Genomic DNA, 13065 nt, shown 5'->3' with positions numbered 1-13065 from the left:
CGGCAATCGTACTGCCCCGGGCTCCCCGAGGCCTTCATCCCCATGGCACTCATCCAATACCTCACCCAGATCCAGTTCGAGTTCGGCGCGATCAAGCTGTTGTCCAGCGAATGCGCGCGCATCGGCATCAACCGCCCGCTGATCGTGACCGATGCCGGCGTGCGCGCAGCCGGCGTGCTGCAGAAGGCACTCGACGCCATCGCCGATCTCGAGGTCTCGGTGTTCGACCAGACGCCTTCCAACCCCACCGAAGCCGCAGTGCGTGCGGCCGTCGAGCTGTACCGCAGCGGCCGCTGCGACGGCCTGATCGCCGTGGGTGGCGGCTCCGCCATCGACTGTGCCAAGGGCGTCGCCATCGCGGCCACGCATGAAGGCCCGCTCAAGACCTACGCGACCATCGAAGGCGGCTCGCCCAGGATTACCGATCGCGCGGTGCCGTTGATTGCGGTGCCCACCACCAGCGGCACCGGCAGCGAAGTGGCGCGCGGCGCCATCGTCATCGTCGACGACCATCGCAAGCTCGGCTTCCACAGCTGGTTCCTGATGCCCAAGGCCGCCATCTGCGACCCCGAGCTCACGCTGGGCCTGCCGCCCAGGCTCACGGCCGCCACCGGCATGGACGCCATTGCGCACTGCATGGAAACCTTCATGTCGGCCGCGTTCAATCCGCCGGCCGATGGCATCGGCCTTGACGGGCTCGAGCGCGCCTGGGGCCACATCGAGCGCGCAACAAAAGACGGCAGCGACCGCGAGGCGCGCCTGAACCTCATGAGCGCCTCGATGCAGGGCGCCATGGCTTTCCAGAAGGGCCTTGGCTGCGTGCATTCGCTCAGCCACAGCCTGGGCGGTGTCGATCCGCGCCTGCACCATGGCACGCTCAACGCCCTCTTCCTGCCTGCCGTGATCCATTTCAACGCTGGTGCGGAGTCGGTGCAGAAAGAGCAGCGCCTACAACGCATGGCGCAGGCCATGCACCTCGATTCGGCAGGCGACCTCGGCGACGCAATCCGCGACATGAACGCACGCCTCGACCTGCCCAAGGGCCTAGCCGAAGTAGGCGTGACGCCCGCGCTGTTCGAGAAGATCATCGACGGCGCAATGGCCGATCACTGCCACAAGACCAACCCGCGGCTGGCCACGCGCGACGACTACAAGGCCATGCTCGAAGCCTCAATGTAAGGGCTTCTTCTACGCGTTGTTTCAGAGGAGAAAGGCGCCTTTCTGCGCCCCTCACGTCATTTATGTGACATAAGGAATTTCTAGACTGTCACCGAAGGTTTCTCAGCCGCAGAAGCCCAAGGGTCAGGGAAGTTCCGAATGCCGCGTACCGTCCAAGTCCACACCGTCCTGAGCGCCGAGCAGCTCAAGTTCCGCTCCATGCGGGGACAGGAAGGCCTTTCGCAACTCTTCGAGTTCGAGGTGGACATGGTCAGCACCAGCTTCAGCCTCGATCTGAAGCAACTGCTCGGCACTTCGCTCACGCTGGAGCTGGCCGACGAAGGCGCGCCGCGCTTTCTCAACGGCACCGTGGTGCGCTTCGAGCTGGTGGGCCGCGCCAACGAAACCGGCCGCCACTACATCTACCGCGCGCTGGTGCAGCCCTGGCTGTGGTACCTCACGCGCACCACCGACTGCCGCATCTTCCAGAACAAGAGCGTGCCCGAGGTGCTCGACGAAGTGCTGGGCAAGTACGGCTTCCAGTTCGAGAAGCGCCTCACGGGCAGCTACTCCGCTCAGGAGTACTGCGTGCAGTATCAGGAAAGCGATTTCGCCTTCGTGAGCCGCCTCATGGAGCACGAAGGCATCGCCTACCACTTCGAGCACAGCAACGGATCGCACCTGCTGGTTCTGGCCGACGACACAGGCAGCTACAAGCCGTTGCCCGGCCACGCCAGCATTACCTACCGCCCGCGCGACCGCGTGCTCAATGCGATGGAGCCCTGCATCGACCAGTGGCGCGTGTCCGAGCAGATCACCTCGGGCCGCGTGATGCTCGACGACTTCGACTTCAAGAAGTCGCGCGCCTCGCTGCAAAGCGTGCAACAAGACCCGAAGGCCCACGAGCATTCGACCTACGAAGTCTACGAATGGCTCGGCGGCTACAGCGAGCACCAGCAGGGCGACGCCTACGCAAAGATCCGCCTGCAGGAGCTGCAGTGCGCACACGAGCTGGCATCGGGCCACACCAACGTGGTCGGCATGGCGCCGGGCTACCTGTTCGAGATGACGCACTGCCCGCGCGAATCGGACAACCGCGAATACCTCGTCACCGAAACCCGCTACGACCTGCAGGAGCCCGAGTACTCCTCGGGCGGCAGCACTGAATCGGTGTGCGAGTTCGACTTCACCGTGCTGCCCTCGACCGTGGCCTACCGCCCCGCGCGCAGCACGCTGCGCCCGCGCACCAACGGCCCGCAGACCGCCACCGTGGTCGGCCCCGAAGAAATCTGGACCGACCGCTTCGGCCGCGTGAAGCTGCAGTTCCGATGGGACCGCTATGGCCACTCCGATGAAAACAGCTCCTGCTGGGTGCGTGTGTCGAGCAACTGGGCCGGCGCCAACTACGGCACCATGCACATGCCGCGCGTGGGCCAGGAAGTGATCGTCGATTTCATCGGCGGTGAGCCCGACCGCCCCATCATCACCGGCCGCGTCTACAACAGCGACCAGATGCCACCGTGGGAGCTGCCCGCCAACGCCACGGCCAGCGGCATCCTCACGCGCTCCAGCACCGGCGGCGCGGCCAACCAGGCCAACATGCTGCGCTTCGAAGACCGCACAGGCGCCGAGCAGATCCTGCTGCACGCCGAGCGCAACCTCGACGTCGAGGTCGAAGCCGACGAGACCCACACCACCGATGGCACCCGCACCACGCTCATCAAGGGCCACGAGTCGGCCACCTACCAGGACGGCGAGACGCGCGACATCACCGCCGGCGCAAAGGAAACCATCACCGGCGGCGACACCCGCAGCGTGACCGGCGGCTTCACCGAGACCGTGACCGGCGGCGTGAACCAGACCATCTCAGGCGGCAAGACCCGCATGCTCAGCGGCGGGCTGAACGACACCATCACGGGCGGCGTGCAGCTCGCCATCACCGGCGGCTTTCACGGCACCATCGACGGCAAGGAAATCCGCTTCGTCAGCGACGGGCGCAACGACACCATCAACACGTCGAACGACGTGCTGGTCAACGGTCCCTCGACCACCACGGTCACCGGCCCCACGGTCCACACCTCGCCGGATGTGACCTTCAACACCACCAACCACATCCACAACACGACGCAGCACGTCATCAACACCAACGTCTACAACACGACGTCGAACACCTACAACAACCTGACGGTCGACTACACCAACAACTCCGCCACCTACACCAACAACTACTCCAAGAGCAGCGACTGGAGGTGGTTCCGCCTGGGCGGCACCGGCCTGAACATGGACGTGTCGGGCATTTCGCTGGGCGTGCTGGCCGTGCGTTCGATGGCCATGGGCGTGCAGGCGCAGGCCATCGGCGTGAAGCTGGAGGCTGTAGGCGCGGAGTGGAAGAACAAGGCCATGTCGCTGGGGGATGCCGGTGCGCTCATCCAGCTCGTGGGCACGGAGATCAAGACGGGCGGTCTGCGCGTTGGCATCCAGGCGCTCAAGATCCTGCTCTGAGGCGTAGACAAGGTGCTCGATATCGTTCTGTGGGGAGTGTTCGGCATCGTCAGCCTGGGCGTGATCGCGCTCGCCGGGATCGTGCTCACAGTGGCGCTGATGAGCCATCGTGCCTATTCCGAGGAAGGCCGGCTGTGGCAGCAGCTGCAGGCAGGCGGGCGCCCGCTGCGGGGCGTCGCGGTTTCGCTGGTGCGCTCGCCCAGCGGCTACTCCAGGCGCGGCCCCGTCGGGCAGCGCATGACGGCCGTGCAGTTGGGCGTCGCCTACGTCGATGCCGCCGGCATCGAGCAGCAGACCACCTTGCGCACGCTCATCGACGAGGACCTGCTGGCCCATTTCTCCGCGGGCCGGCCCGACATTCATCTGCTGCAGGACCCGCAGGACCCGTCGCGGCTGGCCATCGACCGCAGGCACACCCCGCTGGAGATCCGCGGCGCAAGGCGCTGACTCCGCCGTGAAAACCATCAAACCCCTGCGCCTGAGCGTCCTGACGCGGCCCTTCCTGCGCGCGCAAAGCCAGCAAAACCAGCGTCTGGCGCTCACCGTGATCGGCATGCACACCCTCGGCGAAGGGGGCGTGCTGCTGCCGGAGACGGAGCTCTGGAAGACCGTCTCTACCGAACTGGGAAACCAGTCCGCGATCGATCTCGGCATTCCCAAGCTGCGGCCCGAGTTCCTGGTGAGCGGCCAGGCCTACACCTGCCACCAGCAGGACAAGACACGCTGCGCGGTCGACCTGCGCGTCGGCACCTTGCGGCGCCAGTTCCTCGTTTCGGGCGACCGCTACTGGCTGGATGGCCGCGCCACCGAGCCGCAGGCTTTCGACACCATGCGCCTGGACTGGCGGCACGCGTTCGGTGGCCCCGGCTTTGCCGCCAACCCCGCGGGCATCGGCTACGCACCCGAGATGGTCAATGGCCTGCTGGTGCAGCGGCTTCCCAACGTCGAACGCCCGGGCGATGGCATGGACCGCCCTGACCGGCATCCGGTCCCGGCCTGCCCGGGCGCGATGGACGTCGATCTGCCCGAGCGCCTGAAGCTGCTGGGAACGGACTACGGCGACCAGTGGCGCGAGACGCTCTACCCCGGCTTTGCGCGCGACATGGACTGGCAGTTCTTCAACGCCGCGGCTGCGGAACAACGCTGGAACGACGAACTGTCCATCCCCGCAGCCGCGCCCTACGAGATCTGGAACATGCACCCGGAGCATGCAGTGCTGCGCGGACGGCTTCCGGATCTGCGCGCACGCGGCTTCGTGGCGAGAAAGTCTGCGCAGCCCCTTGCGCTGGAAGAGGTGCCGCTGCGGCTGACCACCGCCTGGTTCTTCCCGCACGTGGCGCAGGTCATGCTGATCTTTCACGGCGAGACGCTCATCGTCGAGGACGATGCCGCAGATATCACGCATGTCATGCCAGCGATGGAGGCGGCAGACAGCCCGCTGCGCCCCCTCTCCCACTACGAGAAGGTCTTCGAGAATCGCTGCAACCTGGAGAAAGGCGCGATCCATGCGCTCCTCGACGAGGAACTGCTGCCGGCCTCGGCCATCGGCCCCTGGCTGGACCAGATCGACGCGCGCGAGTCGATCCTGGCAAGGAACATCAAGGCCAGGGGCGAGAGCCTGCGCGCCGAACTGACGGCGCGCGGCCTGGAGGCCGGCCACAAGCCGCGCCATTTCCGGGAACGGCCCCTGCCGAAGCCTTTCGACAAGATGCCCACGCTGGCCGAGCTTCCCGAGTTCATCGACAAGACACGCGCCTACCAGCGCGAACAGCAACGCAAGCTGGAGGAAGCCAGGCAGGAGGTCGCGAAGGCGGCCCGGGGCAACGCATCCGAATCGCGCAAGGCGGGCTTCGACAGCAGCCGGATCATCGAGGAAAGCCAGAACGCGCAGCTCAAGGGCCCGCCGAAATTCGAGGCCGAGACGATCCTCAAGGGCCTGGCCGGCATCGCCGCGGCCACCGGTACCCCGGCCATGAGCGCCGCCGAGCACGCCGAGCTGCAGGCCATGGGGCAGCGGGGCCGGCAGGACATGCTGACGCTGTACCGCATGGGGGCCCACCACCAGGCCGCTGCCGATCCGATGGCCGCTGAACAGAATACGCAGGCGCGCGAACGCGTGCTAGCCGCCATGGCCACGGACCGCGATCTGTCCGCCATGGATCTGACGGGCTGCGACCTGTCGGGCCTCGATCTGCGGGGCGCCCGCATGCACCAGACCTTGCTCGAAGGCGCCAGCCTCCAGGGCACCCGCCTGGATGGCGCCGACTTGAGCCAATCGGTGCTGGTGCGCGCCGACCTGCGCCAGGCCTCGTTGACGGGCTGCAACCTGGAGCGTGCCAACCTCAGCCTCGCCCGCTGCGAAAACACCAACTTCGCGCAGGCCCGCTTCGAGCGCACGCAGATGGAAAAGCTGCGCCTCGACGGCTGCTGTCTCGACGAAGTGACGTGGAGCCACCTGTTGCTGCAGGGGATCGAACTCGCAGACTGCAGCCTGCGGCGCGCCAACCTGAGCTACGTGAGCATGGCCGAACACAGCCGGCTGGCGCGCTGCGACTTCGGCGAGGCACGCCTGGAAAAGGTGCTGTTCGTGCAAGCCGAATTCGAGTCGGTGGATTTTTCCGGCGCCACCGTCGAAGCCTGCAGCTGGGCCCACACTCCGCTGCACAAGGGCATCCGGTTTCGGCATGCCTTGCTCAAGACCACCAGCTTCGTCGGCACCACGGATCTTCGCGAGGCCGACTTCGAGGATGCCACGCTGGTGCACTGCACCTTGCGCGAGCTGCCTCTCGATGGCGCGAACTTCAGGCGGGCCACGCTCGATACCTGCGATTTCTCCTCCGCGTCGCTCAAGGGCGCGGACCTGCGCGCGGCGGCGGCGCCCGACAGCCTCTTCATCCGCGCCGATTTCACGCGTGCCTCCCTGCGGCTCGCCAATCTCATGAACGCCAATCTTCAGAAGGCCTGCCTGGTCGATGCCGACCTGGGCGAGGCCAACCTGTTTCGTGCCGATGTCGCCCAGGTCCTCATCAGCCACGGCACGATCACCCTGGGTGCCCACATCGACCAGATGAAGACACTGCCCCGGCGCCCCGGGGCGGGCAGCGCGTGAACGCCGAGACGCTGGCAGCCCAGGTCCGCAACGGTGAGCCGATCCGCGAGAAGGACTTCAGCAACATGGACATGAGGGGCATCGACCTGCGCGGCGGCGTGTTCATCGAATGCAGCTTCCGGGGCGTTCAGGCCGATGCCGCGCGCCTGGGCGAATCCCTCTTCGAGAAGTGCCGCTTCGACCAGGCGCAGTTGCCGGCGGCGGAGCTGACGCGCGCCGCCTTCCACGAGTGCAGCCTGCGGGATGCGGTGCTGGATGCGGCCTCCATGCCGCATTCGGTGTTCAGCGGCTGCACGCTGCCGGGCATTCGGCTGGAAGAGGCCTTCATGGACCAGGCGAACTTCCATCAAAGCGAGCTGCACAACGCCTGCCTGGACCGGGCCAGCCTCGACAAGGCCGTGTTCTCAGAGTGCGACCTGACGGGCGCGTCCTTCAATGCGGTGGCCTTCTCGTCGACCATCTTCTTTCGCGCAGCGCTGACGGGCACGCGCTACGCCGGAGCCAGCTTCACGAACGCGATCTTCAGCGAGGCTGATCTTGCGGGACAGGACTTCTCCGGGCAGCAGTTCCACCTCTGCCAGTTCATCGATGCGGTGCTGGCGGCGTGCCAATTCCGCGATGCGCGCCTCACGCAGTGCAACTTCAAGGGTGCCGACCTGCGCAACGCGGTACTGGCAGGGGCGCAGGCCATGCAGTGCCTGTTTCCCGAGGCCGACCTGCGCGGCGTCGATGCGCGGCGCGGCCACTTCCAACAGAGCATCTGGGTCGACGCCCATCTCGACGGCGCGGACTTCTCGCAGGCGCAGCTCGAGCAAGGCGTCTTCCATCGCGCGCACTGCGGGCAGACCGCATTCACCGGCAGCCGCCTGGACTACGCCGATTTTTCCTACGCCTCGCTGGTCCAGGCCGACTTCCGCGATGCCGCTTTCCTGCGCACCGTGTTTCATCGCGCCGACCTGGACGGTGCCAGGTTCAGCACCCGCCTGGGTACGCTGGACCGGGACCCTGCGCTGCACGAAGCCGAGAAGGTGGCGCTCCAGCAGCCCGAGCGCGCATCCCGCCTGGACCGCGACGTCCATGGCCGCCGCCCCAAGAAAGAAAGCCCATGACCTCCAGCCGGAACACCTCCCGGAACACGGCCGACGACACGATCGCCACCGCACGCCATGCAACGCAAGGCGTGCTGGATCCGCTGATGCAGCGCCCTTCCCATGCCGCCCATGCGGCCCGCGCGGACTCCGGCACACAGACCGCCACGGTCATCGCCACCGATGGCGATCCCTGGTTCGAGGTCGACCTCGACGACGGCCAGGGATCACTGCGCTGCCGGCGCGTCGCCAGCTGCCTGCTGCTGCCTGCGCCGGGCGATACGGTGCTGATCACCTCGACCCGCCAGGGCGACAGCTTCGTCATCGCGGTGGTAGCCCAGGCCGACCCGCGGCAGGCGACGCTGGCCGTGGACGGCGACCTGACGCTGGTGTCGCGCTCGGGTGGCATCCGCGCGCGCAGCGCCGGCCCCATGACACTGGAGTCGGACACCTCGATCTCCATGCAGTCGCCTAAGTGGCGCGTGCAGACCCGGCAGGCCCATTGCGAGATCGGGGAGATGGACTACCAGGGCGCCCACATCCGCTTCAGCGTGCTGGTGTCGCGCTTCGTCGGGCGCACCTGCGAGGTGGTGCTGGATCGCCTCAACCTGCTCACCCGCTCGAGCTTCCGCCTGACCGAGGAGATGGAACAGGTGCGTGCCGGCCAGATCGACATCCAGGCCGAGCAGACCCTGCGCCTGCATTCGAAGAACACGCTGCTGACCAGCAAGGGGCTGGTCAAGGTCGATGCCGAGCAGATTCACATGGGCTGAAAAAAGGAGCACCGCATGTTCGCCAACTGCCAGATGATGGGCCTCGATCTCGCCTTCCCCGACGTCTGCAAGACGCCGCCGGCGCTGCCCATTCCCTACCCGAACTTCGCGCTCGGACCCACGGCCATCCCCAACGCCTGGAACATCCTGTACGGCGGCGCGCCGGCGCACAACCTGGCCACAGTCACGCCGATCACCAACGGCGACAACGCGGGCGTGCTGATGGGGGTGGTGTCGCAAACCGTCATGGGGCCGTCGCGCCACATCACCGGGGCCTTCACCGTGCTGCTCAAGGGCACGCCCTGCACGCGCATGACCAGCCTGTCGGTGCAAAACCGCTGCAACATGGTGGGCATGCGCATCGTGCCCAGCCAGTTCAAGGTGCTGGTGCTGGCGGCCTGACTCGAGGGTCAGAGGGGCGCGATGCACTTCCAGGCGCTCAATGCCTGGTCCGAAGCGCTACTCCGCTTTCACGCCCGCCGTACGGATGACCTTGCCCCATTTGGCAGTCTCCGCAGTGATGAAGGCATCGAACTCCTCTGGCGTGCCGCCTGCCGGAATCGTGCCCATCGCGTCGAGCTTCGCACGCGTCTCGTCGCTCCTGACGATGCGCGCCACCTCCTCCGACATCCGCTTGACGACGTCGCGCGGCGTAGCGGCCGGCGCCAGCATGCCGGCCCAGGTGCTGCCGGTGAAGCCCGCGAAACCCTGCTCGATGAAGGTCGGCACCTCGGGCGCCGCCGCCAGTCGCTTGTCGCCCGCCACGCCAATCAGCCGCACCTTGCCTGCCTTCGCCTGGTTGATGAGGCCCGTGGGCGCATCGAAGAAAAGCTGAATCTGCCCGCCCATCAGGTCGGTCAACGCCGGCACCGCGCCCCGGTACGGGATGTGGATCATGAAAGTCTGCGTCAGCGATTTCCACAGCTCGGTGGTGAGGTGCGCGGCCGAGCCGTTGCCCGACGAGCCGAAGCTCACCTTGCCCGGGTTGGCGCGCGCATAGTCGATGAGTTCTCGAGCCGTCTTGAACGGCGCATCGACATTCACCGCGGCCAGCAGCGGCGACACCCCCATCAGCGACACGCCCGTCAAATCCTTACGCGGGTCGTAGGGCAGCTTGGGGTACAGCGTGGTGTTGGCCGCGTAGGCGGCAATGACTACGCCGAAGGTCGTGCCGTCGGGCGCCGCCTTGGCGATCGCGTCGACACCTATCAAGCTGTTGGCGCCGGGCTTGTTGTCGATCAGCACCGGCTGGCCGAGCTTCGTCTGCAGGCCGATCTGCACCAGCCGCGCCATCTGGTCGGTGAATCCGCCGGGCGTGTAGGGCACGACGATGCGGATCGGCTTGGTCGGCCATGCGCTCTGCGCGAACGATGGCAAGGCGAGGCTTGCGGCGGCAGTGGCGAGCGTGAATCGGCGGCGAGACAGCGTGGCGTGAGGCATGGTGGCGGTGTTGCTTTGGAATGAATGGATCGGGCCATTCTCGAAGCGCCGCACACTGGCGCGGTCAGGGTTTGCCCGGCGGGTCAGCGCCCTTCGACGTACGCGAGGATCGCGGACAGCCACGACGCGATCAGCGCCAGCCAGACCCACACGAAAACCGCCGTGAGCTTGCGCTGCCACGCAGGCGTCTCGCGCAGGTCGCGCGTGACCAGCGTGAGCAGCGCCTGACCGCCGTTCAGCAAAGGCAACGGCAGCAGGTTCACCGCCGCCAGCTTCGCGGCGAGCATTCCGAGCAGAGGCAGGAACGCATGCTGATCGGCAAAGTCCCGTGCACCGCTCACCAGTTGCCGCCCCGTTGTCAGCGGATCGAGCGCACCCGTCAGGAACTGCGCGAAGCCATGAACCAGGCTCGGCACCGCGGCCCCCTGGCGCAACACCAGCGCGACAACGATGAGCGCAGCCACGCCCGCCAGCGGGATCGACACTTGCACAGCGCGTGGCTTGTGATTGAAGGCGTCGTCGAAGTAGCCGGGCGGCTTGTCGAGCGGCACGCCCTCCTCCCGCGTGTCCTTGAACTGCACGCTGCCACCCAGCGGCACCGCATGCAGATGGAAGATGCCGAGCGACAACAACCGCGGGCCGAAACCCAGCGACACCGCGCGCACGGTGATGCCCCACCAGCGTCCCAGCGCGGCCATCGCGAAGAGATGAATGCAGACCAGCAGTGCAATGGCGGCGATGAACTTCAGGAAGATGAGCATTTTTTTGAGTCGCCAGACGGTGTTTTCAGCGCTGAAGGACGCGTGACGTCGCCAGCGGCAACCGCATATCGAAGCGCGCCCCACCACCCGCTTCATTCGCCGCCTCGATCCGCCCGCCATGCGCATGCACCACAGCCTGCGATAGCGCCAGCCCCAATCCAAGCCCAGGCGTCTTCTCATCCGACCTCGCCGTGGCTCCGCGATAAAAGCGCTCGAACAGATGCGGCAGTTCGTCCCCGCGAATGCCGGGTCCGCTGTCCGCCACACTGATGACCGCCTCGTTCGCTTCCACGTCCGCACGAAGGCTCACGCGCACCGTGGTGCCCGCCGGCGAAAACTTGAGCGCGTTGTCGAGCAGATTGGCCAGCGCCAGACTCGCCGCGCCGCGTGCCACCCGCGCGGCCACGGGTGGCGCAGGCTCCAATGAAATCTCCAGCCGCCGTTCGCGCGCCAGCGGCTCCAGCCGGCGCACGGCTTCTTCCGCCAGCACGTTCAGCGACACCGTCTCAGCCGCATCGCGCTCCTGCCCCGCATCGAGCCGGGCTAGCACCAGCAGTTCTTCGACCAGCAGCGTGAGCGACTCGACTTCCTCGAGCGAGGAATGCAGCGTCTCCACATAGGCCGCCGGTTCGCGCGGCCTGCGCAGGGCCAGTTCGAGCTCGGTGCGCAGCCGCGACAGCGGCGAGCGCAGCTCGTGCGACGCATCGGCCGTGAAGCGCCGCTGCGCCTCCATGCCCTGCTCGATGCGCGCCAGCATGGCGTTGAGCGTGTCGACCAACCGGCCGATCTCGTCGTTCGTTCCGGGGTGAGGCAGCCTCTCGCCCAGATTCGCGTCGCCGATGCGGTGCGCCTGCTGCACCACGTCGTCGATGGCGCCGAAGGCGCGCCGGGTGATCAGCGCGCCCGCCGCGCCCAGCGCCAGCAGCAGCGCGCCGCCGAGGATGAGGAACAGCACGCTGGCCATCGCCACCGTGCGGTTCACGTCGTCCAGCGAGCCGGCCACCTGCACCGCCAGCAGCGATGAAGAACCACGCCCCGGCACGGGCACCGAGACCATGCGCGTCGGCTCCTCGCCGAAGCCGTCGAGCGTTTCGAACACGGTCTCGCCCGCCGCGAGCCGCTCGCGCAGCGCGGGCGGAATGGGCAGTTGCGCCTCGCCGAGGTTGCTGCTGCGCGCCAACACACGGCCTTCGGCATCGACGATCTGCACCAGCCGGTCCAGCCGCACAAACGACGGCGCGCCGGGGCCGGGCGGGGCCTCGTGCACGATCACGGTGTCGCCTTCGCCGGCGGACAGCAGCATGCCCATTTCGGTCTCGGCCAGCGCCAGCAGCGCCGCGTCGAGCTCGCGGTGCACGTTGCGCGCGAACACGAGATACGAGCCGAAGGCGGCGATCGCCATCACCACCACGATCACGCTGACGTGCGCCAGCGCCAGCCGCTTGCGAAAACTAAGCATGTGCGTTGCCGGTGCTCGCGCCATCGTCGGCCAGCGCCAGCCTGAAGCCGCGCCCTCGCACGGTCTGTATCAGCGGCGCGGCCGGAGGCGCGTCGACCTTGCGGCGCAGGTTGCTGATGTGCACGTCGATCAGGTTGTCGATGGCGATCAGGTCGTCCTTCCACACCTGCTCGGCCAGGCGCGACCGGCTCACCACCTCGCCAGCATGGCGCAGCAATATCTGCAGGATCGCGAATTCCTTGTGCGTTAGGTCGAGCACCATGCCGCCGCGCAGCACGCGCTGGCTCTGCGGGTCGAGGCTCAGGTCGGCCAGTGAGAGCACTACGGGCCGCATGATCTCGGAGCGGCGCAGCAGCGCGCGTACGCGGGCCAGCAGCTCGTCGAAGGCAAAGGGCTTGGTCAGGTAGTCATCGGCGCCGGTGTTGAGGCCGGCCACGCGGTCGCTCAGCGCGTCGCGGGCGGTGAGCATGAGCACGGGCGTCTTGCAGCCGCGCTGGCGCAGGTCGCGGCACAGCGTGAGGCCGTCTTTCCCGGGCAGCATCCAGTCGAGCACGATCAGGTCGTAGGCGACGATGAAGGCTTCTTCGTCGCCCTCTTCCGCCGTGTGCACGACGTCGACGACAAAACCCTCCTCCTGCAGGCCCCGGGCCAGCAGCCGGGCGGCCTTGCGGTCGTCTTCGATCAGCAGAATTCTCATGGCACGGATCATGCCCCGGCTTCCTGACTTCAGGCCGCCAGGGTGCGCCAAGGGCCGATCCTTAAGAAATCTTCAGGA

At 67.1% G+C, this 13065-nt stretch carries 11 protein-coding genes; 7 read left to right on the top strand and 4 right to left on the bottom strand.

Annotated features, from left to right (window positions below; genetic code table 11):
- The first annotated feature begins 42 nt into the window (after nt 1-42).
- From ACSFBF_RS03170 to ACSFBF_RS03140, 7 genes are all read left to right on the top strand, one after another.
- Nucleotides 43-1179: an iron-containing alcohol dehydrogenase gene (locus ACSFBF_RS03170; RefSeq protein WP_435464876.1), complete on the top strand. Its 1137-nt coding sequence runs from the start codon at nt 43-45 to the stop codon at nt 1177-1179.
- Between the two features lie 138 nt (nt 1180-1317).
- Complete coding sequence (locus tag ACSFBF_RS03165) at nt 1318-3660, top strand: type VI secretion system Vgr family protein (protein WP_435464875.1); 2343 nt, start codon at nt 1318-1320, stop codon at nt 3658-3660.
- Between the two features lie 12 nt (nt 3661-3672).
- Complete coding sequence (locus ACSFBF_RS03160; protein WP_435464874.1) at nt 3673-4107, top strand: hypothetical protein; 435 nt, start codon at nt 3673-3675, stop codon at nt 4105-4107.
- A 7-nt stretch (nt 4108-4114) separates the two neighbouring features.
- Nucleotides 4115-6769 (top strand): DUF2169 family type VI secretion system accessory protein, encoded by a 2655-nt coding sequence (locus tag ACSFBF_RS03155; protein WP_435464873.1) that lies wholly within the window; start codon nt 4115-4117, stop codon nt 6767-6769.
- A complete protein-coding gene (locus ACSFBF_RS03150) occupies nt 6766-7878 on the top strand; it encodes a pentapeptide repeat-containing protein (RefSeq protein ID WP_435464872.1) in 1113 nt (370 codons plus the stop codon). Before ACSFBF_RS03155 ends, ACSFBF_RS03150 begins: the two co-directional genes overlap by 4 nt.
- Nucleotides 7875-8630: a DUF3540 domain-containing protein gene (locus tag ACSFBF_RS03145; protein ID WP_435464871.1), complete on the top strand. Its 756-nt coding sequence runs from the start codon at nt 7875-7877 to the stop codon at nt 8628-8630. The genes ACSFBF_RS03150 and ACSFBF_RS03145 overlap by 4 nt, the downstream gene beginning before the upstream one ends.
- Nucleotides 8631-8645: 15 nt before the next feature.
- Nucleotides 8646-9032: a DUF4150 domain-containing protein gene (locus ACSFBF_RS03140; RefSeq protein WP_435464870.1), complete on the top strand. Its 387-nt coding sequence runs from the start codon at nt 8646-8648 to the stop codon at nt 9030-9032.
- 57 nt (nt 9033-9089) lie between these two features.
- Here the strand turns inward: ACSFBF_RS03140 and ACSFBF_RS03135 are convergent, their stop codons facing one another.
- The 4 genes from ACSFBF_RS03135 to ACSFBF_RS03120 all read right to left on the bottom strand — a co-directional run bounded on the left by ACSFBF_RS03135 (nt 9090) and on the right by ACSFBF_RS03120 (nt 12987).
- A complete protein-coding gene (locus tag ACSFBF_RS03135) occupies nt 9090-10070 on the bottom strand; it encodes a tripartite tricarboxylate transporter substrate binding protein (RefSeq protein WP_435464869.1) in 981 nt (326 codons plus the stop codon).
- 83 nt (nt 10071-10153) lie between these two features.
- Entirely contained in the window at nt 10154-10831 is a 678-nt protein-coding gene (locus ACSFBF_RS03130) for a site-2 protease family protein (protein ID WP_435464868.1), read from the bottom strand.
- Nucleotides 10832-10856: 25 nt separating this feature from the next.
- Nucleotides 10857-12290, bottom strand: coding sequence for a sensor histidine kinase (locus ACSFBF_RS03125; RefSeq protein WP_435464867.1), 1434 nt, complete (start codon nt 12288-12290; stop codon nt 10857-10859).
- A complete protein-coding gene (locus ACSFBF_RS03120) occupies nt 12283-12987 on the bottom strand; it encodes a response regulator transcription factor (protein WP_435464866.1) in 705 nt (234 codons plus the stop codon). The genes ACSFBF_RS03125 and ACSFBF_RS03120 overlap by 8 nt, the downstream gene beginning before the upstream one ends.
- Nucleotides 12988-13065 lie beyond the last annotated feature (78 nt).

Source organism: Variovorax nivicola (assembly GCF_051216475.1).
GTDB lineage: Bacteria > Pseudomonadota > Gammaproteobacteria > Burkholderiales > Burkholderiaceae_C > Variovorax.
The sequence above is the reverse complement of the archived record's forward strand: the minus strand, read 5'-3'. Positions and strand labels throughout refer to the sequence as shown.